We start from the raw sequence: 25,801 nt of genomic DNA on the forward strand, positions 1-25,801 counted from the left end.
GAGGTGTCTGAATGAACAGAAATCAAATGACGGTACCGTCGAAAAGCAAAAGGGGAATTGTGGGCGTCCTGAAGGAGCTGTTTTCGTATGCCGGAAACATAAAGGCGCCGATGGCAGTCGCTATGCTGCTGGCGATTGCCGGAGCGGTTCTGACGATTATCGGACCGAACCAGATGAGCAGAATCACGGATCTGATATCCGAAGGTCTGATGGGAGAAATCGACCTGGAGGCAATCGGAAAAATTGCCGCCCTGCTCCTTGGCATATATATTGTGAGCGCTGTGTGCACCTACGTGGAGCACTACATTATGGCAACTATCACACTTAATCTGGCGAAGAAAATGCGCCGCGATTTATCCTATAAGATTAATCACGTGCCGATGAAATGCTTCGGAAAGCTGCCCTTCGGTGATATTTTAAGCCGTGTCACAAATGATGTGAGCACTCTGCAGCAGGCGCTTTCCAACAGTCTTCCCACGATGGTCAGCGCTACGGCACAGTTTGTGGGCTGTCTGGTGATGATGTTTGCAACAGAATGGCGGATGGCGCTGGCGGCAGTTTGTGTGACATTGCTCGGCTTCGTGCTGATGGCGTTGATCATGAGCAGGTCACAGAAATACTTTGTTGCAAGACAGGAAAGCCTTGGCGCTTTAAACGGATACGTGGAGGAGATTTATTCCGGTCATGATGTTGTACGTATCTCGCGGGCAAACCGCAAGGTAAAGGCGCGCTTTGATGAAATGAACAAGGCGGTGTATAATGCAAACTGCATGAGCCAGTTTCTTTCCGGTATCATGCAGCCGCTGATGAATGTCATCGGCAACCTCAGCTATGTGGTGGTCTGCGTGCTCGGCGCAGTATTTGTGATGGACGACCAGATTACGTTTGGTGTAATCACAGCGTTTATTATGTATGTGCGGCTGTTTACATCGCCGCTTGGACAGCTTGCCCAGGGCATGACGCAGATGCAGACGGCAGCGGCGGCGGGAGACCGTGTCTTTGACTTCCTGCAGGAGGAGGAGCTTCCGGAGGACCGCGGCATAGAAATCGCGCCGGAGCAGGTGCACGGCAGTGTGAAATTTGAGCATGTGCGCTTCAGCTACCCGAATAACCCGGATAAGATTATCATCAAAGATTTTTCCGCAAAGGTGAAGCCGGGGCAGAAGGTGGCGATTGTCGGACCGACCGGCGCCGGAAAGACCACGATGGTCAACCTGCTGATGCGGTTTTACGAGATTAACGGCGGGGATATTTCCATCGACGGCATTTCCACCTTTGACATGAAGCGGGAATCGCTGCACAATCTGTTTGGAATGGTTCTGCAGGACACCTGGATTTTTAAAGGAACCGTGCGCGAAAACCTTGTGTATAACAAGGAGGGCGTGAGCGACGAGAAGCTTGCAGAGGCGTGCAAAGCCTGCGGTATTTATCATTTTATTGAGACGCTGCCGGAGGGCTTTGATACGATTCTGGATGAAAACGTCACGATTTCCTCCGGTCAGAAGCAGCTTCTGACCATCGCCAGGGCGATGATTCAGGACAGTCCGATGCTGATTCTGGATGAGGCGACCTCGTCAGTTGATACCAGAACAGAGCTGATCACGCAGCGGGCAATGGATAAGCTGACCGAGAACCGCACGAGCTTTGTGATTGCGCACAGACTTTCTACGATTAAGAACGCCGACCTGATTCTGGTCATGAAGGACGGCGACATTATCGAGCAGGGAGACCATGAGACGCTGCTGAAGAAGGGCGGATTCTATGCGGAGCTGTACAACAGTCAATTTGAAAAGGCGTCATAGTTGGGGCTTTTACCCCAACGTCTTTATACAGGAGAGGATGTGTTTTTATGAAAATACTGGCGATTGAAAGGGAATTTGGAAGCGGCGGCAGAGAAATCGGCATGAAGGTGGCACAGGAAGCCGGCATACCGTACTACGATACGAATCTGCTGATCGAAGCGGCAAAGCGGTATGATATTTCCATCGGAGACCTTGAGGATTATGATGAGAAGGGCTGCGGCAGCCTCATTTATAATCTTGTGATGGCGGCGAACTGCCTCCAGGGAGAGGAGGCGTCGGAGGTTTATAAAATCCAGAGCGGCGTCAAGGAGACGATACGGAAGCTGGGCGCAGAAGGGCCGGCAGTGTTCATCGGACGCTGCGCGACAGAAATTTTCAAGTATCATGAAAACGTTGTCCGGGTTTATATTTATTCTTCCAATGTCCAGAAAAAAGTCAACCGGATTATGCAGACTGAGCATGTCTCCGAGGAAGATGCCAGAAGGCTGATGGATAAAAAGGACCGCTGCCGCCGGAACTATTTCCATTTCTTCACGGGAAGCGACTGGCGCGACCGGAAAAACTACGACCTGGAATTGAACACGGGAATGCTCCCGACCGGGGAGTGCGTGCGTATACTGCTGGATATGATACAGCAGTAGTGCGATGGCAGCATCCCGGCAGCGCGTGCGTGTATTGTTGGATATGATACGGCAGTAGTGGGACGGCAGCATTCCGGCAGCGCGTGCGCGTATTGTTGGATATGATACGGCAGTAGTGGGACGGCAGCATCCCGGCAGCGCGTGTGTGTATTGCCGTACATGGCGCGGCGCCAGCATGAAGCGCACGCCGGATTGGCGCGCCGGGATGCGGCGCGTGGTACCAGTACCGGAGCGGGAATGAACCAGGACGATCTGGTGGACGATTCCGGCGGGATTGTCCGCCTGAATCGCCCGGAACGCTTTTGTTGCCGGAGAATAACGAAGCTGTAACAGAGCTGTCCGTCAGACGGCGACAGAAGCTATAAAAAAATGGCCTATAAAAAAATGTGCAAAAAAATGAAAAAAACACTTGATTTTATAAGAAGAAAATGCTATACTAACAAAGCTTGATTGAGAAAGCAATCGATGCGTGGCTCAGCTTGGTAGAGCGCTGCGTTCGGGACGCAGAGGTCGCAGGTTCAAATCCTGTCGCATCGACTACAGAAAAATGGGTACCGGAGGTATCCATTTTTTATTGCCGTGCATTCGAAGGAAGCAGCCAGTGGCAGCTCCTGTAGGTAATTAAAACACAGAAAACAATACCGAAGTGTCAGCAGGAGAGAAGGCAGGCGTTCGGGCGCAGAGGGTGCGGCACGCCAGTGGCGCGCGTTTCGCACGGACCGGAGCGAAGCGGAGACCGCAGGTTCAAATCCTGTCGCATCGACTCTTGGCAGGGGCGCCGGGAATACTGATAAATACAGTATTTCCGGTATTTTTTTGTTTTTAACAAATGCTTCTGAGAGGAGCGCCAGGTTCCAATTTTTCGTTTGTTCTAACACTTGTTCTAACACCTGCTTCCAGGAAGGAAAATGTCCCATTTAAGCTTTCAGCTTTTTCGCTCCTGTGTACGTTCTAAATGGGTGTAAATATTCATAGTTGTATAAAAGTCTGCGTGTCCAAGCCACTCTTGGATATCCTTCGGGTGCCATCCTTTTTCATAGAGCATGGATGCTGTGGAGTGACGAAGATTATGGAACGTGAATCCCGGTTTTCCATATTTCTTTATCAGTCTGGTAAAATGATGATAAACAAAATCTGGTGCAAAAGGTTTCCCGTCTTCCCATGTAAATAAAAAGGTATTCTCATGGTAGGTATTCCCATAATATTTTCCGTTAGCCTCTTTCTTTTCGATTACCCTCATGAAAAAAGATTCCATCTCTTCTGTCAGTGGATAAGAGCGGCAGGAGTCAGGTGCCTTAGTTTCATTTTTGCCCTGGAGTGTCAGAAGCTTTACGATCGTTCTATTTATGTGGAGCAAATGGTTTTTGAAATTTTGCTAGTATTTATAAGCCTTTAAGAGTTTTGAGATTATATACCTATATTGATGTGCCTATATGAAAATCTTTATCCCTGTTTTGATACTTTTTAATTCTGACTGCTGGTACAGTTGGGCAGGTATATTTATGTCAAAGGAATCAAGAATCAGTTTCAAATCCGGATCGTCCACGTCCATAAATCGGTACAGTTCTCCGGGCAGAAGATCGACTTTCCATTTAAGGAGGACCTGCTGTATCCTGTGTCCGTTAAGGCCGGTGCTCCAATAGGCGTCCGGATCTACAGCTACCTTTCCGGAAGAAATGATCCTCTTCTGGATAATACGTAGCAGGATCAGCGCAATCATACAGATCAGCAGATGCGTCGTCACATGCTCTGGTGTACGTACAAAGATCGGCCGGGGCTCAAGGTCTCCCTTCATAACACGGAACTGGTCTTCGATCTGTGTCAGTCCATGATATTTGTCAATGAATAGAAATTGGTTACATCATAATAGATGATTTCCGGGGAACGGCCCGCTTTTTTGACGAGGCTGGTATTGATCCTGCGGATAATCTTATCTTTATTGGAGCAGATGAAATCCAGGGTGTCGTAAACATTGTCCGGGTTATGCTCGTCAAGGACCGGCTCATAGTAATCATCATTCTGGCGGATGGTGGCACATTTGGAAGAAGGGCTGAGCAGTCTGCCGAAAATAAGAAGCCTGGCAAAGCCATAAACATCGAACCGGATCTTTGTAAACCCCTTGTAGGAAGAGCAAAAGGTATTTAACCCCAGTTCCTCCAAGATCCGTTCAAGGAGGATATGAGAAAAGATTTTTGGGTGGCCAAAACAATCCGGGCTGCCTTCGTTTATAGAAAAGCGATAGTTTTGTGCAGGTTTTGAGGAAGAGCAGAAAGGTTCCAGGGCAGGGATAAGAGGAACCCCGGTCTTAAAGGATTTTTTAGCCGTCCCAGGTAATCAGGGAGACCATCGTCAAGTCGGTCAAGAGGTCCGATATTAAGGAGGACATGTTTCGCAGATACCATGTCTCCGTTTTTGTTAGGTTTTCTGATGGCATGTACAAGGCGGAGATAATCCTTGCCGTTATTTTTGATTTTTCTATAAGCTCAAGTGGCAAACTCGGTGGGAATATATTTGGAGATATGAGAAAATGAGATGCTGAAATGTTGATAAAGGAAATGTTTTATGTTAATATATAAATATAAAAAGAAATATGTTGAGAATGAAAGGCAATGGTTGCTTAAGATGAATAAAACGATATCTTTTGCATTGGGAGACATGCTTTTTGAATATGATGAGGAAAAGAATGAGAAGAATATTAAAAAGCATGGGATATCATTTAAACAGGCGGCGCGTGTATTTTTTGATTATGACCGTATAGAATTTTATGATGAAGATAATAGCATGGAAGAAGAACGTTATAATACCATAGGCGATATATCGGCGGGACATATATCATCGGGCTGCGGGAATATGACGATTGGAAATGTCAATCAGTTTATAGGAGCAGTGAATGATATTTTATTCGTTGTATATACTGAAAGGATACGGATGGAGAAAGATGGTTCTAAAAGAGATGTAACAAGATTAATTTCAGCAAGGTTTGCAACGAGCTTTGAGAGGGGGCTTTATTATGGTAAATGTGAATGATTTGTCACCAGAACAGAAAAAAGAATTGGCATTTACGCAGGAAGACAGAGAGGCTTTGGAAAGGGCAAGGAACATGCCGATAACCTTTGATATAGATTGCCCGGAAACCACTCCGGAGAGAGCAATAAAATTTAGGCGTGTTAATCCTCCGCGTAAAACAAAAACGGCTAATCCGGCATAGTAAAGATTGCTGCTATGGTTTGCCGTTCTAACACTTTAATAATTTTTTAAACTCCGTCAATAACGCGATTCTCGATCAAGCATGCTAAAAACCTTGAATTTAAAAGTATTTCAGACGATTAGAATATCAAAGAATCCATTTTGGATTTAAGGTAAACTATTGTTCGGGACGCAGAGGGTGCGGCGCGCCAGTGGCGCGCGTTTCGCACGGACCGGAGCGAAGCGGAGACCGCAGGTTCAAATCCTGTCGCATCGACTATAAAAAAATGGGTACCAGAGGTATCCATTTTTTATTGCCGTGCATTCGAAGGAAGCAGCCAGTGGCAGCTCCTGTAGGTAGTCAAAAACACAGAAAATAGTACCGAAGTGTCAGCAGGAGAGAAGGCAGGCGTTCGGGCGCAGAGACTATTTTATTAATTCCGAAATCGTTATCCTCAGATTTTTGTATATTCCGACCTGGATTGACTGCTCAAATGGGATAATAGTTGGTGCGGCATCTTCCTCATAACGGTAGACAGTGGTACAGGACTTTTTGGGGTCAACAATCCAGTATTCGCGTACACCGGCATCGGAGTAAAGAGCGTTTTTGGTAGAATAATCTGTTTTGCGGCTTCCAGGCGACACCACTTCAATAATGAAATCGGGAGCGCCCTCACATCCGCGGTCAGAAAGTTTTTTCCTGTCACAGATAATGCTGATATCAGGTTCCAGCCATTTTTGGTTATCAGCATTAAGGTTTACAGCAAATGGAGCCGGATAAATTTTACATTCTCCGTGATTGGATTCAATAAAATTTCCGATGATACGGCTGAGCTGGAAAACAAGCTCCTGATGCATTCTGTCTGGCAGAGCCATATTATAAAGCTTTCCGTCGATGAGTTCGGCGCGCTGTCCTTCCGGGAGATTCCAATAGTCTTCGGATGTATAATATTTTTCTTCTGATAATGGCATAATGTCACGTTCTTTCTAATAAAAGTATAGGCTGTTTTGCAGCAGATATTCGTGCAGACAGTCCGGCGGTAACACAGATATAAACGTTTGCTTAACCAGACTATAACATGGGAAAGAAGAAAAAGCAACAGACAGTGGGTTATTTACACGCTTCCGGAATTGTGCTAAAACAAAGATAATACAGCAGAAATCATGATTCGGGGAGGGAAAAGCATGTTAAAAGGAAATGGAAAAGAGTACGGATTTGTTCACATTAAACCGCTGGAAAACAGTCCGCTGGCAGGACAGGATATCTGCATTCTGGGGTCGTCTGTAGTATACGGGGAGGCGTCCGGGCAGGAGGCGGTCGGGGAATACCTGGCTGCCAGACTGTCGGCGAAGCTCACGAAAGAGGCAGTGAGCGGAACCACTCTGGTGGATGACGGCTCCGATTCTTACATTCAGAGAATGCAACATAAGATTGATTCACGGAAGCATTTTTCACTTTTTATCTGTCAGTTATCCACAAATGATGCCACTGCCGGGAAGCCGCTGGGGGAAATCAGTGAAGGCAGGGAGCTGAAGGATTTCGATACGTCCACAGTTACCGGGGCAGTGGAATACATCATCTGTTATGCAAAGCAGACATGGGGCTGTCCGGTAGTCTTTTTTACGGAAAGCCGTTATGACAGTGCGCAGTATGATGCGATGGTCGGCAGACTCCGGGAGCTTCGGGATAAATGGGATATCGGGATTCTGGATTTGTGGGACAATGCTGATTTTAACAACATCACCGACGGGGAGCGCAGGCTCTATATGGCGGACGATGTCCATCCGACAAAAGCGGGATACCGGGACTGGTGGGGACCGGAAATAGAAAAACAACTGCTCGCATTCATTTGAAGATATTTTACAAGACCACTGAAGTCCCGGATGATACAATATATGACATCGGGCACAGGAGGAAATGTAAATGAAGAAAGAAACGAGAACCGTTGTCTATGACGATGCGCTGCGCGTAGAAGCCTATCATTTTGAAGGAATCGTGCAGCCCTTCCCCAATCATTTTCATGAATATTATGTGATAGGATTCGTTGAGAAGGGGCAGCGCGTCCTTTCCTGCAAAAACCGGGAGTACGTTATAAGACCGGGAAATATTGTTCTGTTTAATCCGGGAGATAATCACGCCTGCGTCCAGAGTGACGACGGTGCGTTCGATTACCGGGGTTTTAATATCACAAAAGAAATTATGCTGGAGCTGGCGGAGGAAATTACGGGAAGACACATGTTGCCGGGATTTTCTGAAAATGTGATCCAGGATGAGGAAGCGGTCTGCTATCTGCGTCCGCTGCACGAGCTGGTAATGGAGGGCTCCGGCGAGTTTGGGAAAGAAGAAAATCTGCTTCTTCTGATGTCACTGCTTATCCAGAAGTACGGGCAGCCCTTTGAGAGCTGTATTCCGGAATGTCCGGAGGAAATCGAAAAAGCCTGCGCTTTTATGGAACAGCATTATGCGGAGCGCATCTGTCTGGATCAGATATGCCGGTGCGCCGGTTTAAGCAAATCTGCATTGCTGCGGGCATTTACTGTATCTAAAGGCGTTACGCCGTATCGCTATCTGGAAAATATACGCATCGGTAAAGCGAAAAAGCTGCTGGAGCAGGGCGTGCTGCCCATTGATGCGGCGCTGAAAACCGGCTTTTCAGACCAGAGCCATTTCACAAATTATTTCAGCCGTTTTATCGGACTGGCTCCCGGCGTTTACCGGGAAATCTTTCACATGAAATTCGAGGAAGCATTGTATGAAAAATAAGAACACGGCGGGACATTTAGCTGCGCTGCTTACCATTATCATCTGGGGAACCACCTTCATTTCCACAAAAATTCTGCTTGCGGATTTCCAGCCGGTGGAGATTCTGTTTTATCGTTTTATAATCGGACTGCTTGCGCTGCTGGTCGTTTATCCGCACCGTCTGAGGGGAACTACCCGCGGGCAGGAGCTTACCTTTGCCGCGGCGGGGCTGTGCGGAATCTGCCTTTATTATCTGCTGGAAAACATTGCGCTGACTTACACGCTGGCGTCCAATGTAGGCGTGATTATTTCTGTGGCGCCGTTTTTTACAGCGCTTTTGTCACATATTGTTATGAAAGAAGAAAAGCTGCGGGCAAATTTCTTTGCCGGGTTTGCGGTGGCAATGGCTGGAATATTTCTGATTGGCTTCAACGGCTCCAGACTGGAGCTGAATCCGGCGGGCGATTTGCTTGCGCTTCTGGCTGCCTTTGTCTGGGCGTGCTATTCGGTGCTGACAAAGAAAATCAGCGGCTATGGCTATCATACCATCCTCACCACCAGACGGGTCTTTTGTTATGGCATTCTGTTTATGCTGCCGGCGCTGCTGTTGTCTGATTTTAAGCTGGAGCCTGGCAGGCTTGCGCAGCCGGTTTATCTGTTTAATATGTTGTATCTGGGGCTTGGGGCTTCCGCTCTGTGCTTTGTCACCTGGAATTTTGCGGTGAAGGTGCTGGGCGCGGTAAAGACAAGCGTTTATATTTATATGGTACCTGTTATTACGGTTGTGACCTCGGCATTTGTTCTGCATGAGCAGATAACGGTGCTGGCAGGCGCCGGGACAGTATTAACGCTGGCGGGACTGTTTCTGTCAGAAGGAAAACGGTAACGGGACTGTTTCTGCCAGAAGGGAAACGATAACGGGGCGGCGTATCTGAATGGCTGGCTACTGTGAACAGAGAAAACAGCAACAATGGTTGTGAAAATGGCTGCGAAAAAAGGATTAACCGACCGGAAAGCACTTGACAGGGGAGCGGTGCACAGGTTATAGTAATGAAGTTAGCGGCGACTAATAGCGTGGGATTTTATTAGCACCGACACGGGGCTTTTATCAGTGCCAGTTAAAAAGCCGGCTAAAATCAGTGCATCCGGGAGGAAAGAAAATGAAAAAAATGTTGTATATTATTCTGGGCTGCGTCGGAGTGGCGCTTGGTGCGGTGGGAGCTGTTCTGCCGCTTATTCCGACATTTCCGTTTCTTCTGCTTGCGGCGTATTGCTTCGCCCGAAGCTCTGAGCGCCTGCATAACTGGTTTATCGGAACGAAGCTGTACCGGGACAATCTGGAGAGTTATGTGGCAGGAAAAGGAATGACACGGAAAACAAAAATCCGGATTATCAGTACCGTTACGGTGCTGATGCTGATTGGATTTCTTATGATGAGCCGGGTTCCGGTGGGAAGAGTTGTGCTTGCCTGCGTGTGGGTGTTCCATATTGTATATTTTGCAGTGGCGGTAAAAACTATTCCGGAACCGGCAGAGGGAGAATGCCAGTAGCAGGCTGGCGCGGTTACTGGAACGGAGTGAGCAGTAACCGGATGGTTTTTCAAACAAAGTAACATAATACCTTGTGATTTTTCCGGAAATATCTTAAAATAGAAAAAAACGGGAAAGAGGGTATAAGTTATGAAATATGTGAAAAGATGGATAGGGTGTCTGTGTATGGTATTTGCGCTGGCGATGATTTTGCCGGCGGTATTGCCGGCAGACACCTTTGCTGTACGTGTGGAAGCGGCTTCCGTAAAGCTGTCTGCGTCGAAGGCGACACTGGCGGTTGGACAGAAGTATTCCCTGAGTGTGAAGGGAACAAAGGCAAAGGTCACATGGAGCTCTGGAAATACAAAGGTGGCGACAGTATCGAATGGAACCGTTAAGGCGAAAAAAGAAGGAACGGCGGTAATTACCGCTAAGGTTGGGAAGAAAAAGCTCACCTGCAAGGTGACGGTTAAGGGGAATTATAAGACGCTTTACAAGTCGCTTCTGACGAAGGGAACGGTGTCATACAGCGATAAAAATGGAAAAGGGACAGATAAAGCGAGGTCTTTTGCGCTGCTTGATATCGACCAGAACGGCGTGCCGGAGCTGATTGTAAACAACGCGGAGACTTCGGGATTTTTCAGCACAAGATATATTTATACGGTAAAATCGGGAAAGATAGTTTACTGCGGACGCTATTATGTCCGGGGCGAAAATTATCTTTATTATAACCAGAAGTATAAAGCAGTGTATACCTGGTGGTGGACGAACGGTGTGGGCGGTCAGGGAAGCCAGCTTTTCCGCCTGTCGGGAAGTACACTCAGCTCTTACAAATATATCTGGGAGGGAAGCGATCGTCCGGGTTCCTCCAAAAAGGTTTACTATTACGGAACTTCGGGCGAAAAAAACAAAAAGGTATCGAAGAGCACCTATCTCTCCGCGGCGAAGAAGTATTTTAAAGGACAGAAAAAGTACAGCTTTGTAAACAATACTGCGGCAAACAGAAAAAAGAAGCTGGGATAAAGCGGGAAGTACGCCGGTAATATGATGAAAAGAGGCGAAGAAGTGGAAAAAGATTTTTTTAAGGAATATCTGAAAGAGACTGAACCGGATAAAGCCGGTAAAGGATACGTCTGGAGTACAGCGATTGGCTTGCAGGCTGTAGACGGGCTCAGACCATCCAGATATCTGATAGATACCGCGATTCAGAATATTGAGGGCGAAATCACGCTGAAAGAAGCACAGAGACTTATTGATACTTATTATGAAGAAAAACCGGCACATTCAGATGATGAACGGACAGAAGAGGCTGACCGGGTATCTGCACGGATAGCTGGAATATTGTCAGAAATGGCGTTTTCATTTTCGCCTAACGAATATATCTCCATTCATCGCAAATTGTTTCGGGGGATATATGAACATGCCGGAAAGATAAGAGACTATAACATTACAAAAAGAGAATGGGTTTTAAATGGAGAAACTGTTATTTATGGAAGCGCGTCGGAGCTGAAAGCTACTCTTGAATATGATTTTTCCCAGGAAAAGAGCTTTAGTTATAAAGGGCTGACGATAGATGAGACGATTCACCACCTTGCAGTATTTGTTGCAAATCTGTGGCAGATTCATATTTTCGAAGAGGGGAATACAAGAACGACAGCGGTATTTTTTATTAAATATCTGAGAACGCTCGGATTTTCTGTGACAAATGATATCTTTGCGGAGAATGCCTGGTATTTCAGAAACGCTCTTGTACGTGCCAATTATACCAATCTGCAGAAAGGTATTCATGAAACGACAGAGTACCTTGAATTGTTTTTGAGAAATCTGCTCCTGCATGAAAAGAATGAGCTGCATAACCGGGAACTTCATGTAAGTGGAATTATAGGAATGGGAAAAGTAGATATTGGAGAAGAAAAAGTAGACATTCAAGAAGAAAAAGCAGATATTGGAGAGGAAAAAGTAGACATTCAAGAAGAAAAAGCAGACATTCGGAAAAGAAAAGTAGACATTCAGGAACAGGAAAGTGACTGCCGAGAGGAAGAAGCAGATATTACGGAAGAGGAAACGGATGTCTGGAATAAACAAAAAGATGCCGAATGTCTGCTGGCGGGAGAGACAGGGAATTTTTCCGCTAAGACTTCTGCGCATATCCAGGCGATATTTGAGCAGTTTGGCTATGATGAGATATTTGGCAGAAGCGCAATTACCGGAATTCTGGGACTTCAAAATTCAAGTGCCTCCAGACTTTTGTCCAGACTGGTCCGGACCGGAATTATCGAGCCGGTATCCGGTCATGGAAAAGGAAAGTACAGATTCCGGAAAAATGGAGACTGATTGGCAGATTCATCTGTTGCGGACAGCACGGAAGGGAAGGATACTTTATGAACAATATGAGAGGTGTATGTCACAAATTAAAAAATCTGCTTTTGATAATTGCCCTTGTTCTGCTGGCAGCAGCACCGGTGAGGGGCGCGGAGGATACGGCGCCGTTTGCATTTCATATGCTGGACGTAGGGCAGGGGGCAAGCGTGCTGGTGGAGGCGGACGGACATTATATGCTGATTGACGGCGGCGGACGGTCGTCGTCTTCCTATGTGGTGAGCTATCTGCAGCAGCAGGGTGTGGAAAAACTGGATTATATTGTGGTATCTCATTATGATGAGGACCATATCAGCGGAATTGTCGGCGCGCTGCATGTTTTTGGGTGCAACACAATACTGGCGCCGGACTATCATGCGGATACCGATATCTATGCGTCGTATCTGGAAGCGGCGGAGGCTTCCGGCGCGGAGATTATTTATCCACGGCAGGGAGACACTTATGCACTTGGCGGGGCGGTCATCACGGTAGTCGGTCCGGCATCTTATGAGAACAATCTGGAAAATGACTGCTCTGTGGCAGTGCGCATCACTTACGGTATCACAAGCTATCTTGTCTGCGGGGATGCGCAGGCGCAGGAGGAAGCGGATATCATGGATTCCGGAGTGGAGCTGGAATCGGATGTGTATGTGGTTAATCATCATGGGAGCGCGGATTCCAGCGGCTTCTATTTTCTGAGCGCAGTAAGACCGGTTTATGCGCTGATTAGCTGTTCCGCTGATAATTCCTACGGACATCCGGCAGCAGAGACGATGCAGCGGCTGGACAATGAGGGCGTTTCCCTGTACCGCACGGACAGGCAGGGAACGGTGACAGCGTACTCAGACGGTACCGGGCTGTGGTTTGACCAGGAGCCGTGCGACGATTTCTCCGCAGGAGATACCGCGGGCGAGCGGGATAATTCGGGAGCGGCTGGACAGAGTGAGGACGGCTATCTGATGCCGGAGGACGCAGACGGACAGGGCGGAACCGGGCAGGGAGCCTCAGAAAATACAGACGCAGTATATGTCTGCAATCTGAATACGAAGAAGTTTCATTATGCTTACTGCGACAGTGTGAACAAAATGAAAGAATCAAACAGGAAATATACGGATGAGAGCCGCGAAAGTCTGATTGCACAGGGCTATGAGCCGTGCCAGAACTGCAATCCATAACAGCTGCAGTGCGGTGCAGAACCATGCCCGTACCGGAACATTGCAAACTATAACGGCTGCGGTGCGGCTTCAAGTTCCGCATTTGCGAGGGTTGCGGCGAACGGAGAGAACAGTAAGCGTGTAATATTTTGTCCATATTCACAATGATATGGTGTATGGACGGTATTTTAAATATCATAATATAATAATGCCAGGATTTCCGGGTGCGGAACCTGCCGGGTCAGACGGCGGGCGCGGACACTCAGAAATCCTGGCATTGTATTTTGCATCCGTAATTATATGTGATACGGATACTGAAAATAGTGTACATAAAAATTCATCACATATTTCATATAGTGCATAAGCTTCTTCATGTGAATACCTCCTTTCTCTCGCTTACAGAGATATCATAAAACATATGTGAAGAAATTACGCGCCAGATAGAAACGAAATATAGTCAAAAATTGCAGTGGGGAGATGAAAAAATGATTCCTTCTTATGAAAAGCAGACGACCGGTCTTTATATGCTTCACAGGGCATCCCGTCATGTTCCGCCGCATCTGCACAGCGCGGCGGAGTTTATATATGTTACCGGAGGCGGGCTGGAATTTGGAATGGGGCAGGAGCTTTACCATATGGAAAAGGGCGATTTTGCGATTGCGTTCCCGGAAGTGATTCATCATTACCAGGTGATGCAGCCCGGAAACAACCGGGCATATTATCTGATAGCGGCGCCAGCGCTCTGCGGTCAGTTCTGCGGCGTGATGCAGAAATATTGTCCGGAAAATCCGGTAATAAAAAAGGAGCGGGTGCATCCGGAAATCGTTCATGCATTGCACGCGCTGCTTGCACTGGCGGAGGCGGGAGAGCCGGAACCGGCGGTTGCGCAGGCGTATATGCAGATTATTATGGCGAGGAGTATGCCCTGCTTTCATATGATAGAAAAAAGCAGGGTTGCCAGCGGAGATATCATTTATCAGACGGTATCTTATGTGGCACGCAACTTTCGCAATGAGTTGTCGCTGGAGACGATGGCGCGGGAGCTGGGCGTGAGCAAATATGCTCTTTCCCGTGTGTTTTCCGGCACGTTTCACAGAAATTTTAATAAATATGTCAATGAGCAGCGGTTGGAATACGTAAGCACGCTGCTCGAATGCTCGGACCGGAGCATTACGGATATCTGTATGGATGCCGGATTTGAGAGCCAGCGGACCTTCAACCGTGCGTTCCGGGAAAAATACCGGATGACGCCGCGCCAGTACCGCAGCATGTGCCGGAGCAGATATCTGCCGTAAGAAGAGATGGACATGCGCACAATACTGGCTGCGGACGGATGCGGGACGGCTGATTTTTAAAAATCAGCAGAACAGGGCGGCCATATTTTTCGTATCCGCGCAAAAGAATATGCAGCCAGTCCTCTTCACGGAACGGGGGACACGGCATTCTCCTGCAGCCGCTTCCGGAATTCGGAGGGGGACATTCCGCACTGCTTCTTAAAAATCCGGCTGAAGTAGAGCGGATTTTCATAGCCGATGATGTCCGACACCTCCGAGATATTGCAGGAGGTTGTTTCCAGAAGCGTCCGGGCGTTGGAGATACGAAGCGACAGGATATACTGCGCGGGTGTAATGCCGGTATATTCTTTAAAATTCCGTATGAACCAGCTCACGCTCATATGCTGCGAGGCGGCGTATTCCTCAATGCTGATTTTTTTGTTGTAATTTGCATGAAAATACTGGACAGCCGCATTCATTTCATTGCCAAGCTGCAGGCTCTGTCCTTTGGGCTTACGGAGAATCAGACGATGCAGCATAATGAGAAGCTCATATAAGTAATGCACAAGAAGCTCTTCGTAATCCTCTCTGCACAGCTTCATTTCCTGAATCATGGCGAGAAACAGATTCTTATATTCCAGGGAAGTTCCGGTGTGAATGACATGAACGGAATCCTCAATGCCGTGCTGGCGCAGGATATTCTTCACGTTGCTGCCGGTAAAATGAACCCAGTACACCTCCGTCTTATCTTTTCCGTAATAATAATACCGCTGTTCTTCTTTGGGACGGTAAAGAACCATGTTCCCGGCGGGGATAACCTCTTCCACACCATGAAAATAAAAGTGCGCCTTACCGGAGGCGATATATAAAATCTGATAGTCGAGCCTTCCGCGCGGACGGTGCGTCGGCAGCCGCGGTCTGGTAAACAGATGGTAGGTGCCGCAGCTTCCGACAAAAAGAGGATGCTTTTTATCCTTAAAGTCAACCAGACTGTTGTGCCAGTATGCAGAATCCATATACATGCGTCGTCACTTCCTTCCGATACGTGTAATGTCATGTTATATGTAAAAGTATATCATTTCGTGCATGTTTTGTCTAATGCAGTTTATGGGCTTTCCGGGCGGGGAAAGCTATAATGTGGACAGCCTGGACAGAGCGCCCCTGCTGCAATTTATTTGCATATCAGTCATATTCCGGCACCATAAACAGCAGGGCTTTTTGTTGGCGTGAACGTTATAAATGAAAAAGGAGAGAAAAAGAAAAAATGATTGTACCACGACACTATGAAAATCTTCATGTGCTGCATGAGAATACGCTTCCGGAACGGAGTTATTATATTCCGGCTTCCGGCGTGATGCACAATCTCGTGGAGCACCGGGAGGCATCGGACCGTTTCCAGTCGCTTTGCGGAAGCTGGAAATTTCGCTATTACAGCAGTATTTATGAGCTGAAGGAGCCGTTTTATGAAATGAAAACGGATTTGAGCTCTTTTGACGAAATTCCGGTACCCGGCGTATGGCAGAACGCCGGATATGACACACATCAATATACAAACATCCGCTATCCGTTTCCGTTTGACCCGCCTTATGTTCCACAAAATAATCCGTGCGGCGCATATATATGTGATTTTGTGTATCACAGATGTGCAGACGCGCCGGAAGCCGCGCTCAATTTTGAGGGCGTGGATTCCTGCTTTTATGTATGGCTGAACGGACAATATGTGGGGTACAGCCAGGTTTCCCATTCCACCAGTGAGTTTGATGTGACGGGTCTGCTTGCGGAGGGGACGAACCGTCTGGCGGTGCTTGTGCTGAAGTGGTGCGATGGAAGCTATCTGGAGGACCAGGACAAATTCCGGATGAGCGGGATATTCCGGGACGTATACCTCCTAAAGCGCCCGGAAAACGGTATTTTCGATTACTTTATCAAAGCGAAGCCAATGGAGGGAAGCGCGCAGATTACGGCGGATATCACATATAAAAAGAGTATCGTCCCGACGCGGGTCACTTTGCTTGACGCGGATGGCAACCAAATCGGAATGCAGCAGATTGGTGTGTGGGCGGATGGCGGACATGGCATTCCGGAACAGATCCTGACGGATGGCGGGCATGGCATTCCGGAACAGATCCTGACGGATGGCGGACACGACATTCCGGAACAGAGCCTGGCGGATGGCGGACACGACATTCTGGAACAGAGCCCGGCGGATGGCGGACATGGCAACACGGCGCACATCTGCATGGAAGTGAAGCATCCGGTGCTCTGGAGCGCGGAGCATCCATATCTGTATACGCTGATTTTTCAGACGGAGGGAGAGGTGATTACGGAGCGTGTCGGCATCCGTGAAATCTGCATAAAAGATAAGCGGGTATATTTTAACGGCAGACCGATTGTGTTTCATGGCGTCAACCGGCATGATTTCAGTCCGGAGACAGGCGCGACAGTTTCTATTGAAGAAATAAAACGTGATATGTTGCTTATGAAACAGCACAACTTTAATGCTATCCGTTCCAGTCATTATCCGAATGCGCCGTATTTTTATCAGCTCTGCGACCAGTATGGATTTTATGTGGTTGATGAGGCGGATAACGAAAGTCACGGCCCCAGCGAAATTTATTATGAGAACAATGATTTTGAAAATAAGAGCCGGCGGTGGAATGAAGCGATTTCTGATAATCCCGATTTTACAGAGCCGACGCTGGACCGTGTGCGCCGCTGCGTGGAGCGGGAAAAGAACCGTCCGTGTATCGTAATCTGGTCGATGGGAAACGAGTGCGCATATGGCTGTACCATTGAGCGGGCGCTGAAGTGGACGAAGGAGTTTGACGATACGCGGCTGACACATTTTGAGAGTGCGCGCTATCACGGCAACCGCCGGAAATACGATTTTTCCAGGCTGGATTTGTTCAGCAGGATGTATCCGGCGCCGGAGGAAATTACGGAATATCTGGAAAATGAACCGGACAAGCCGCTGATTTTAATTGAATACAGTCATGCGATGGGAAATGGTCCGGGAGATCTGGAGGAGTATTTTCAGATGTTTCACGGGCAGGAGCTGATGTGCGGCGGCTTTGTCTGGGAATGGTGCGACCACGCGGTGGCGCACGGGAGGGCCGGAAACGGAAAAACCATCTATTATTACGGCGGAGACCACGGGGAAAAAATCCACGATGGCAATTTCTGCGTAGATGGGCTGGTGTACCCGGACCGCAGAGCGCACACCGGTCTTCTGGAATACAAAAATGTGTACCGTCCGGTGCGGGCGGCGTGGGATGATGAGGCAAAGCGGGAGCTGATTCTGCGCAATTATCTGGACTTTACGAATCTGGAGGATGTCCGGATAACATATGAGGTGAGCTGTGACGGCTTTATTACGGAGTGCGGGGAGCTTGCGCCGCTGGCGGCGGAACCGGGAAAGACGGCAAAAGTCACGTTACCGGTTCAGATACCTGCGAAGGGAAAGGTGTTTTTGCGGCTTTTCTATTATTCGCGAAAAGCGGCTCCGCTGGTTCCGGCCGGGCACTGCCTTGGCTTTGAGGAGCTTCCCGTCAGAAACGCGGACGCGCGCAATCAACTGGCGGAGCGCGCAATGGAGCACCTGGGAGGGCAGCGGGCGGCACGCACGACGGTGTATTCGGATGGAAAGCCGACAGGACAGGCAATGGCGCATTCCGGCGGACAACTGGCGGAGCGTGCAATGGCGAACCTGGGAGAACAGGAACCGGCACTGGCGGTGACGGAGCAGGATGCGGAAATTGTAATACGGGGCGGCGCGTTCTGCTATCGTCTGGATAAGCGCACCGGGTTGTTTTCAGAACTGGAATACGGCGGAAAACAATACCTGAAAAGACCGATGGAGGTAAACATCTGGCGTGCGCCGACGGATAATGATATGTACCGGAAAGCGGAGTGGTACCGCGCAGGGTACGACAGGACCGCAGTCAGAGCTTATGATGCCAGCGTGAAACGGGTGGACGGCGGCGTGCGGATTTTCTGCAGAATGTCTCTTGCTGCGGACGCCGTACAGAAAATTCTGGTAATCTATACGGTCTGGACAGTGTATGAAAACGGGGAAATCCGGCTGATGATGACAGTGCACCGGCAGAGAGAATTTCCGATGCTTCCGCGGTTCGGACTGCGCCTGTTCCTTGATAACAGCTTTGACAATGTGAGATATTACGGAATGGGACCGGCGGAGAGCTATTGCGACAAGCACCGGGCATCCACTCATGGATTATATGCAATGCGCGTGGAGGAAATGCATGAGGATTATATCCGGCCGCAGGAAAACGGCAGCCATTATGACTGTTCCTATGTTGTTACTGAGGGAGAAAAATGGGGGCTTGCGGCGTTTGGCGAAAAGGAATTTTCGTTTAATGTCTCACATTATACGCAGGAGGAGCTGACAGAGAAAAAGCACAATTTTGAGCTTGTACCCTGCGGGGATATGGTTCTCTGTCTGGATTACGCGCAGTGCGGCATCGGCTCGGAGAGCTGCGGACCGGGGTTGCCGGAAAAGTATCGTTTTGAGCGCAGGGAGTTTGTATTTACAATAAAATTGGTTCCATACAGCAGAAAGGAAAAGTAAAATGGAAGAGAAAAAATATTTAAAGTGGTACAACAAGGTGGGCTATGGCTCCGGAGATATTGCAGGCAATGTAGTGTATGCGTTTCTGTCGTCGTTTGTGATGATATATCTCACAAATACTGTGGGACTGAACGCCGGTATTGTCGGCACGCTGATTGCCGTGTCAAAGCTGTTTGACGGCGTGACGGATGTATTTTTCGGCTCGATGATAGATAAGACAAAGAGCAGAATGGGGAAAGCGCGTCCGTGGATGCTGTACGGCTATATCGGATGCGCGGTGACGCTGGCGGCAATCTTTGCCATCCCGGTGAATATGGGGAAAACCGCGCAGTACGCATGGTTTTTTATCGCTTACACACTGCTGAACGCGGTGTTTTACACAGCAAATAATATCGCATATTCTGCTTTGACGGCGCTGGTGACAAAAAACAGCCGCGAGCGTGTGGAAATGGGGTCGTACCGCTTTATTTTTGCTTTCTCCACCAGCCTGCTGATTCAGTCAGTTACCATAAAGTTTGTGGCAATGCTGGGCGGCGGCGCAGCCGGATGGAGAACAGCGGCGGTTATTTATGCAATTATCGGTCTGGTTGTAAATACGATTTCCGTGTTATCCGTGAAGGAGCTGCCGGAGGAGGAATTAAATGAAGACCACGGGGAGACGGATGAAAAGTACAGTCTGCTGACGGCGGCAAAGCTCCTTGTTTCCAACAAATTTTATCTTATAATCTGTGTGACCTATATTCTCCAGCAGATTTATACGGCGATGCTTAATATGGGAATTTACTATATGACTTATGTGCTGTTGAATGAAAACCTGTATCCGCTGTTTTCCTGGGCGATTAATATTCCGCTGATTATTGCACTTATTATTACGCCGGCGCTGGTGGAAAAGTGGAAGGGGATATACCGGCTGAACCTCTGCGGTTATGTGATTGGTACGCTGGGCAGGGCGCTGGTCGTTGTGGCGGCGTATCTGGGCAGCGTCCCGCTGATGCTGGTGTTTACCGGAATCGCTGCTTTCGGGATGGGACCGTGGCAGGGCGACATGAACGCCGTGATAGCTAACTGCTCGGAGTATACTTACCTCACAAAGCAGAAACGTGTGGATGGAACCATGTATTCCTGCACGTCCCTGGGGATAAAGCTCGGCGGCGGTCTGGGAATTGCAATCACCGGCTGGCTCCTGGAATTCAGCGGCTTTGACGGGACTGCGGCGGTGCAGTCCGCCTCCTGCATGAATATGCTTCACATAATGTATTTGTGGATTCCGGTAGCAATTTCTCTTATTATTACGTTTCTGATGTCGAAGATGAATGTGGAAAAAGCAAACGCCGGGCTGAGAAATCGTCTGGAGGAGCATACCGTGCAGAAGTAAACGCCGCGGACCGGGAACGTCAAATCAGAACGTTTTCAGGATTGCCAGAAGCAGAAAAAGGATACCGCCCGCCCAGGACAAGTCCTTTGGGAAATGGCTGCTGATTTTATGTCCCATGAAAAGACCGAGATAGCTGAACGCTTCGCCTGTTAAAAAAGCGGCGGACACGGTGAGCATTACCGGGATTTTCAGAAAGGCAGCCATTGTCCCGGCAATCAGGCTGTCCGCTGACATGGCAAGGGAGAAAAAGATGATTTCTCTCCAGGAAAGCTGGTGATTGCGGTCCGAATCCGCCGTCAGCGGGTCACTGTATATATCAATTACGAAATGCAGATGCGAAAGGCAGAAACCAATATTTTTGTGCAGCGGTCTGTGACGGCGCAGCCAGCCGCGGATGGAGGAACCGGCAAGCTTAAAAATGCCGAGAAGCATCAGACTGAAGCAACAGATTGTTTTTGTGAACGTCTCCGGAATCAGACTGTCCAGCGAGGCGCCGAACAGCAGGGAAAAGCCGAGGCAAAGACTGCAGATGGCGTTTACTGTGAGGATTTTACCGTGGGAGACATCTATATTTCCGGCGCCGTAGGCGGCAAAGGCAGCGAATGTATCCAGACAGAGCGCGGATACCAGCATAAAAATATGAAGCAGCATAGGGATAGATAACCTTTTTCACCAGTATACGCGGACGGCGGGATTTTGACATAGACAAAGATTGACGGAACCAGTCCATACTGTATATAATGAGCCAGAGACAGGAGACTTGAGCTTGCATGAGCATGCTCATAAATGGGTGAAAGACCCTGGGGAGGCGCGGATGTTATATTTATCGCAATTTTTATTTACAGACATTGACCGGGAGGATACGTTTATCTTTAATTTGAAGCGGACTTGTTACGATACGGTTTATCCGTTCCGGATTTTGTCGAAGCATGGTCTTAGAAGGCTGGATTTCGAGCCGGTTACGATTTTATATGGTGGAAATGGCTGCGGAAAATCAACAGCGCTGAACATCATTGCGGAGAAGCTGCGGCTTCAGCGGGACACGTTGTATAACCGTTCGTCTTTTTTTGAAGATTACATAAGAATGTGTGATTTTGAAACCTGTATTCCGGTTCCGGAGGAAAGCAGGATTATCACCAGCGACGATGTGTTTGATTTTATGCTCAATTTAAGAAGCATTAACGAGGGAATTGATTGCAGGCGCGAGGAGTTGTTTCAGGAGTATCTGGATGCAAAATATTCACATTTTCAGATGAAATCCCTGGATGATTATGAGCAACTGAAAAAGGTGAATCTGGCGCGGAGCAAAACGCAGTCCCGGTATGTGCGGAAAAATCTGATGGACAATGTGCGCGAGCACTCAAACGGGGAAAGCGCGTTTCTGTATTTTTCCGAAAAGATAAAAGAAAACGCGCTGTATCTTCTGGATGAGCCGGAGAACAGTCTCTCCCCGGACCGTCAGCAGGAGCTTCTGAAATTTCTGGAGGATTCAGCGCGGTTTTTCGGATGCCAGTTTATCATATCCACGCACTCGCCGTTCCTCCTTTCCATGCGCGGTGCAAAGATTTATGACCTTGATGAAAATCCGGTGGATGTAAAGCGGTGGACAGAGCTGCCGAACATCCGGTCCTATTACGAATTTTTCAAACGCCATGAGCAGGAATTTCAGACTATGGTATAAAAAAAGAAACGAGCAGCCCGCCTAAGTAGAAACTGTACGGTGAAAACCCATCTCTTTACTAAGGATTCTACTGGAAACAGAGATTTTTGTCAATAGAAAGATGAGAAGAAATTTTGCACCAGGAAGTGTTGTAATAAAAAAGGCAGTTTTTTAAAATAGGTCTTGACGCCCGCAGGAAAGTATGATAGATTATATACAGTTAGCATAAGCTAACTTAAAAAGTAAAAAGTGCAGTCTGACTGGCTGCATTTTTTGAACACGTTAGGTTAGGAAAAACTAACTTATTTTTATCGGTATTCATACATATTTTCCGGAGAAAGGAGACAAAATGAGCGTAGTAATCATTGGCGGAAACGAGAGAATGGAATGTCAGTATTCGGATATTTGTAAGCATTATGGCTGCAAAGCAAAGATTTTTACCAAGGAAAACGGCTCAATTAAGAAAAAACTGGGCTGTCCGGATTTATTGATTTTATTCACCAACACAGTTTCTCATAAAATGGTAATCAGTGCGTCGCAGGAGGCAAAGCGCAACAATATCCCGATTGCGCGCACGCATACCAGCAGTGCGACAGCGCTGCATGGTATATTGTCCGAGCACTTCGGAGCAAGATAAACAGGAGAAGGGATTGGATGGGATGCTGGAAAAATATTTGATAGAACATTGCTCGCCTACTCTGGCGTCGCTGAAAACGGCAAATTTGTTTACCTATGCGTACACTTCTGAGCAGGAGCTTTCACAGGACATCTTCCGGTGGAACAACCAGCTCGCGGACAAAGGGATTGAGCTGATTGTCCTGCGCAGAAAAGAACGCGCGGCGCTGATTTATGTCTGCCGCACTTCATATCTGAAGCGCGATTTAAGTCAGCCCGGAGTTGCTTATTTTCTGCGGAAGTATGGATACCGCAGCGTCGAACCGGCGTATGCACTGCAGCGGTTAAAACAGAGACTGGCGGAAAGCGGGGAATTTCCGCACGAAATAGGTGTTTTTCTGGGCTATCCGCTGGGGGATGTAATCGGATTTATCAAAAACGCGGGCAAAAGCAGTAAATGCAGCGGCTGCTGGAAGGTGTACTGCAACGAATGCGAGGCAATCAGAACCTTTGCAAAATATAAAAAATGCCGTGAGATTTACGTGCGCCTGTGGAAAGATGGGAGAAGTGTGAGACAGCTGACAGTGGCTGCCTGACAATGATCTATATATCTTTATTACAAAGTATTATAAAGGAGGAGCTTAAACAATGAGCAAAGTAGCAGTGGTTTACTGGAGTGGTACCGGTAACACAGAAATGATGGCAAATAAAGTAGGTGAGGGCGCAAAGGCAGCGGGCGCGGAGGCAGAGGTATTCTCCTGCGACCAGTTCTCAGCGGATAAGCTGGGCGATTATGATGCAGTGGCATTCGGCTGCCCGGCAATGGGTGACGAGGTTCTGGAGGAAACAGAATTTGAGCCGTTCTTTGAAGAGTGCAAATCCCACCTCAGCGGCAAAAAGATTGCGCTGTTTGGCTCTTATGGCTGGGGAGACGGCGAATGGATGAGAAACTGGGAGGAAACCTGCAAAGAGGCGGGAGCAAATCTGGCGTGCGAGAGCGTAATCTGTGCGGATGCTCCGGATGACGATGCGCAGGCAGCCTGCGAGGCGCTCGGAAAAGCGCTTGCCTAGGAAAGGCATTTCTAACGGAAAAATTTATTTCTTAAATTTTACGAAAGGGGGACGGAAATCCCCCTTTTCTGTTTGCATTATTTTTCTATTTGTAATATAGTAAAGGAGAGATATTTTCTGTTCGCGCAGGCCGCTGTGCCTGCCGCGCACAACAGTAATGGTGTCGGGATATATGAAATGAGGGGTTTATAAATGAAACGAAAAATAAGAAAGGCATTTTTGCCGCTGCTGCTGTTGTTGCTTCTGGTGACTGCCGGGGCAGCCTCTGCGCAGGCTTCCTCCTGGGATTTCTTCGGCGCGCTGCCGAATACGCAGGCAAAAGCGGTAAAGAAAAATCCGAAGATTCTGTTTGTCGGAAACAGTCATACGTTTGTGAACAATGTTCCGGCTATGGTAAAAAAGCTTTGCAATAAAAACGGGATTTCCCCGCAGATTACGACAATCACGCACGGCGGATACTCTCTTTACAACTATGCGTATCCGGATAAGAGCGACGCGCAGCAGGTGAAGCTGAGTAAAAAGCTGAAAACGCTTCTGAAGAGCGAAAAGTGGGATTATGTAATCCTGCAGGATAATCGTTACAGCGGAACCAGAAAAACCACGCAGACAAAGAAGGCGGTGCAGGCATTGCAGCCGCTGATAAAAAAAGCGGGCGCACAGATGGTATTTTACATGAGCTGGGCGCCAAAGGCTGGGCATGTTGATTACAAGAGAGGCTGGGTGTCTTCGCCGACGGATTATATGTCGAAGAAGGCGGACCTCTTCTATGGGCTTGCGGAAAAATACAATGCGGCGCTGGCGCCGAGCGGTATCGCGTTTTTGCGTGCCAATACGCTGCTGCCGGATGTGGAGCTGTACAGCTCCGATAAAAACCATGCCAGCACAGCCGGAAGCTATCTCTCCGCGTGCGTGATTTACGCGACGCTGTTTGGCAAAAGCCCGGAGGGGACAGCGTATTATCCGTCGTTCGACGGGATGTCGCACGCGCAGAGCATCCAGACAGGAAAGAAGCTGCAGGCGCTGGCAGCGGATGTCACCGTGCGCGGCAGTACGAAGGACAACGCAGAGCTGACGTTTTCTACGCCGCAGGTTTCGATGAAGAGCGGCTCCAAAACACAGCTTTCCTATAAAATCGTTTCCGGGAAAAAGACCACCCGTGTAGTTTCCTGGAAATCGGGTAATACGAAGGTGGCGTCGGTGGACAGCTCCGGAAAAGTGACTGCATACATGGCGGGTACGACGACCATCACGGCAAGACTGAGCAATAATGCCACGGCATCCTGCGTAATTACGGTGACGGGCGGCGGCACAGCGGACGGTCAGCTTACGCTGGATGCCCGGAAGATGACGATGTACGTCGGAAAGACAAAGCTTCTGACCGCCAATATGAATGCGGGCAGCCTGACATTTTCCTCCAGCAATCCGAAGGTCGTTTCGGTAAACGCCAGGGGACAGCTTACCGCAAAGTCAGCCGGAAGAGCGCGCATCACTGTTACCACGAAAAAAGGGCAGACGGCGGTCTGCACGGTTACGTCAATCGTTCCGGTCAAGAAGCTTGCATTCAGCAATGCGAAGTCCGGTATGAAAATAAAGAAAGGACAGACGCAGAAGCTGTCCGTGTCGGTTTCACCCTCCAATGCTACGGTAAAAACACTGCAGTGGAGTTCAAGCGATACGGGAGTGCTGCAGGTTTCGCAGACCGGAAAGATAAAAGCGGTTTCCAAAGGAACGGCTGTCATCACCGCGGTGACGACGGACGGGACGAACCGCAAAATACAAATAAAAATAAAGGTGGTATAAAGTAA

The 25,801-nt window shown here is 48.4% G+C and carries 26 protein-coding genes and 2 tRNA genes; 22 read left to right on the forward strand and 6 right to left on the reverse strand.

All coding sequences use genetic code 11. The features are described 5' to 3' along the window. The first annotated feature begins 11 nt into the window (after window positions 1-11). The 4 genes from NQ534_RS10710 (at window position 12) to NQ534_RS10725 (ending at window position 2,980) form a co-directional block, all read left to right on the forward strand. Window positions 12-1,802, forward strand: a complete 1,791-nt coding sequence (locus tag NQ534_RS10710; protein ID WP_006862032.1) for an ABC transporter ATP-binding protein — start codon at window positions 12-14, stop codon at window positions 1,800-1,802. Between the two features lie 47 nt (window positions 1,803-1,849). Then, window positions 1,850-2,443, forward strand: coding sequence for a cytidylate kinase-like family protein (locus NQ534_RS10715; protein WP_006862031.1), 594 nt, complete (start codon window positions 1,850-1,852; stop codon window positions 2,441-2,443). Window positions 2,444-2,602: 159 nt separating this feature from the next. Further along, window positions 2,603-2,773, forward strand: a complete 171-nt coding sequence (locus NQ534_RS10720; protein ID WP_176944194.1) for a hypothetical protein — start codon at window positions 2,603-2,605, stop codon at window positions 2,771-2,773. A 133-nt stretch (window positions 2,774-2,906) separates the two neighbouring features. Continuing rightward, window positions 2,907-2,980: transfer RNA gene (locus NQ534_RS10725), tRNA-Pro, on the forward strand. 388 nt (window positions 2,981-3,368) lie between these two features. Here the strand turns inward: NQ534_RS10725 and NQ534_RS10730 are convergent. The 3 genes from NQ534_RS10730 to NQ534_RS10740 all read right to left on the reverse strand — a co-directional run bounded on the left by NQ534_RS10730 (window position 3,369) and on the right by NQ534_RS10740 (window position 4,603). After that, the gene (locus NQ534_RS10730) at window positions 3,369-3,800 is read right to left on the reverse strand and encodes a tyrosine-type recombinase/integrase (RefSeq protein ID WP_006862028.1); all 432 of its coding nucleotides are present in this window, start codon (window positions 3,798-3,800) and stop codon (window positions 3,369-3,371) included. A gap of 72 nt (window positions 3,801-3,872) precedes the next feature. Next, window positions 3,873-4,238, reverse strand: a complete 366-nt coding sequence (locus tag NQ534_RS10735) for a hypothetical protein (RefSeq protein ID WP_006862027.1) — start codon at window positions 4,236-4,238, stop codon at window positions 3,873-3,875. 26 nt (window positions 4,239-4,264) lie between these two features. Further along, window positions 4,265-4,603, reverse strand: a complete 339-nt coding sequence (locus NQ534_RS10740) for a hypothetical protein (protein WP_006862026.1) — start codon at window positions 4,601-4,603, stop codon at window positions 4,265-4,267. A gap of 402 nt (window positions 4,604-5,005) precedes the next feature. Between NQ534_RS10740 and NQ534_RS10745 the strand changes: the two genes are divergently transcribed. The 3 genes from NQ534_RS10745 (at window position 5,006) to NQ534_RS10755 (ending at window position 5,906) form a co-directional block, all read left to right on the forward strand. Continuing rightward, window positions 5,006-5,470, forward strand: a complete 465-nt coding sequence (locus tag NQ534_RS10745; RefSeq protein WP_006862024.1) for a BrnT family toxin — start codon at window positions 5,006-5,008, stop codon at window positions 5,468-5,470. After that, the gene (locus NQ534_RS10750; RefSeq protein WP_006862023.1) at window positions 5,454-5,651 is read left to right on the forward strand and encodes a hypothetical protein; all 198 of its coding nucleotides are present in this window, start codon (window positions 5,454-5,456) and stop codon (window positions 5,649-5,651) included. Before NQ534_RS10745 ends, NQ534_RS10750 begins: the two co-directional genes overlap by 17 nt. A gap of 175 nt (window positions 5,652-5,826) precedes the next feature. Then, window positions 5,827-5,906 (forward strand) — tRNA-OTHER (locus tag NQ534_RS10755). 149 nt (window positions 5,907-6,055) lie between these two features. Here the strand turns inward: NQ534_RS10755 and NQ534_RS10760 are convergent. Then, complete coding sequence (locus tag NQ534_RS10760) at window positions 6,056-6,601, reverse strand: Uma2 family endonuclease (RefSeq protein ID WP_006862022.1); 546 nt, start codon at window positions 6,599-6,601, stop codon at window positions 6,056-6,058. 213 nt (window positions 6,602-6,814) lie between these two features. On the opposite strand from NQ534_RS10760, the gene NQ534_RS10765 reads away from it, so the two are divergent. The 8 genes from NQ534_RS10765 (at window position 6,815) to NQ534_RS10800 (ending at window position 14,708) form a co-directional block, all read left to right on the forward strand. After that, entirely contained in the window at window positions 6,815-7,483 is a 669-nt protein-coding gene (locus tag NQ534_RS10765; RefSeq protein WP_157200730.1) for an SGNH/GDSL hydrolase family protein, read from the forward strand. Window positions 7,484-7,553: 70 nt separating this feature from the next. Then, the gene (locus tag NQ534_RS10770; protein ID WP_006862020.1) at window positions 7,554-8,393 is read left to right on the forward strand and encodes an AraC family ligand binding domain-containing protein; all 840 of its coding nucleotides are present in this window, start codon (window positions 7,554-7,556) and stop codon (window positions 8,391-8,393) included. Then, entirely contained in the window at window positions 8,383-9,258 is an 876-nt protein-coding gene (locus NQ534_RS10775) for a DMT family transporter (RefSeq protein WP_006862019.1), read from the forward strand. The genes NQ534_RS10770 and NQ534_RS10775 overlap by 11 nt, the downstream gene beginning before the upstream one ends. 274 nt (window positions 9,259-9,532) lie before the next feature. Further along, the gene (locus NQ534_RS10780; RefSeq protein ID WP_006862018.1) at window positions 9,533-9,922 is read left to right on the forward strand and encodes a YbaN family protein; all 390 of its coding nucleotides are present in this window, start codon (window positions 9,533-9,535) and stop codon (window positions 9,920-9,922) included. 129 nt (window positions 9,923-10,051) lie between these two features. Then, window positions 10,052-10,924, forward strand: a complete 873-nt coding sequence (locus NQ534_RS10785; RefSeq protein ID WP_040783261.1) for an Ig-like domain-containing protein — start codon at window positions 10,052-10,054, stop codon at window positions 10,922-10,924. A gap of 42 nt (window positions 10,925-10,966) precedes the next feature. Beyond that, window positions 10,967-12,235 (forward strand): Fic family protein, encoded by a 1,269-nt coding sequence (locus NQ534_RS10790; RefSeq protein WP_040783335.1) that lies wholly within the window; start codon window positions 10,967-10,969, stop codon window positions 12,233-12,235. A 47-nt stretch (window positions 12,236-12,282) separates the two neighbouring features. Next, window positions 12,283-13,434, forward strand: coding sequence for a ComEC/Rec2 family competence protein (locus NQ534_RS10795; protein WP_074680055.1), 1,152 nt, complete (start codon window positions 12,283-12,285; stop codon window positions 13,432-13,434). 464 nt (window positions 13,435-13,898) lie between these two features. Next, window positions 13,899-14,708: a helix-turn-helix transcriptional regulator gene (locus NQ534_RS10800; protein WP_006862013.1), complete on the forward strand. Its 810-nt coding sequence runs from the start codon at window positions 13,899-13,901 to the stop codon at window positions 14,706-14,708. A 125-nt stretch (window positions 14,709-14,833) separates the two neighbouring features. On the opposite strand, the gene NQ534_RS10805 is transcribed toward NQ534_RS10800, so the two are convergent. Further along, complete coding sequence (locus tag NQ534_RS10805; protein WP_006862012.1) at window positions 14,834-15,709, reverse strand: AraC family transcriptional regulator; 876 nt, start codon at window positions 15,707-15,709, stop codon at window positions 14,834-14,836. 242 nt (window positions 15,710-15,951) lie between these two features. On the opposite strand from NQ534_RS10805, the gene NQ534_RS10810 reads away from it, so the two are divergent. Continuing rightward, window positions 15,952-19,275, forward strand: a complete 3,324-nt coding sequence (locus NQ534_RS10810) for a glycoside hydrolase family 2 TIM barrel-domain containing protein (protein WP_006862010.1) — start codon at window positions 15,952-15,954, stop codon at window positions 19,273-19,275. A gap of 1 nt (window position 19,276) precedes the next feature. Then, on the forward strand, window positions 19,277-20,650 hold the full coding sequence (locus NQ534_RS10815) for an MFS transporter (RefSeq protein WP_006862009.1): 1,374 nt from the start codon (window positions 19,277-19,279) through the stop codon (window positions 20,648-20,650). A gap of 24 nt (window positions 20,651-20,674) precedes the next feature. On the opposite strand, the gene NQ534_RS10820 is transcribed toward NQ534_RS10815, so the two are convergent. Next, window positions 20,675-21,301 carry a manganese efflux pump gene (locus NQ534_RS10820; protein WP_040783258.1) on the reverse strand — a complete coding sequence of 209 codons (627 nt, stop codon included), beginning with the start codon at window positions 21,299-21,301 and terminating at the stop codon, window positions 20,675-20,677. A 163-nt stretch (window positions 21,302-21,464) separates the two neighbouring features. Here NQ534_RS10820 and NQ534_RS10825 point away from each other — a divergent pair, with 163 nt between their 5' ends. The 5 genes from NQ534_RS10825 to NQ534_RS10845 all read left to right on the forward strand — a co-directional run bounded on the left by NQ534_RS10825 (window position 21,465) and on the right by NQ534_RS10845 (window position 25,796). Continuing rightward, window positions 21,465-22,331, forward strand: a complete 867-nt coding sequence (locus tag NQ534_RS10825) for an AAA family ATPase (RefSeq protein WP_040783256.1) — start codon at window positions 21,465-21,467, stop codon at window positions 22,329-22,331. Between the two features lie 328 nt (window positions 22,332-22,659). Beyond that, window positions 22,660-22,947, forward strand: coding sequence for a DUF2325 domain-containing protein (locus NQ534_RS10830; RefSeq protein ID WP_040783254.1), 288 nt, complete (start codon window positions 22,660-22,662; stop codon window positions 22,945-22,947). A 22-nt stretch (window positions 22,948-22,969) separates the two neighbouring features. Further along, window positions 22,970-23,521 (forward strand): DUF3793 family protein, encoded by a 552-nt coding sequence (locus tag NQ534_RS10835; protein WP_081455599.1) that lies wholly within the window; start codon window positions 22,970-22,972, stop codon window positions 23,519-23,521. A 52-nt stretch (window positions 23,522-23,573) separates the two neighbouring features. Continuing rightward, window positions 23,574-23,996 (forward strand): flavodoxin, encoded by a 423-nt coding sequence (locus NQ534_RS10840; protein WP_006862003.1) that lies wholly within the window; start codon window positions 23,574-23,576, stop codon window positions 23,994-23,996. A 192-nt stretch (window positions 23,997-24,188) separates the two neighbouring features. Continuing rightward, entirely contained in the window at window positions 24,189-25,796 is a 1,608-nt protein-coding gene (locus tag NQ534_RS10845; RefSeq protein ID WP_006862001.1) for an Ig-like domain-containing protein, read from the forward strand. Window positions 25,797-25,801: the final 5 nt, after the last annotated feature.

The sequence above is a fragment of the Marvinbryantia formatexigens DSM 14469 genome (genome assembly GCF_025148285.1).
Classification (GTDB): Bacteria; Bacillota; Clostridia; order Lachnospirales; family Lachnospiraceae; genus Marvinbryantia; species Marvinbryantia formatexigens.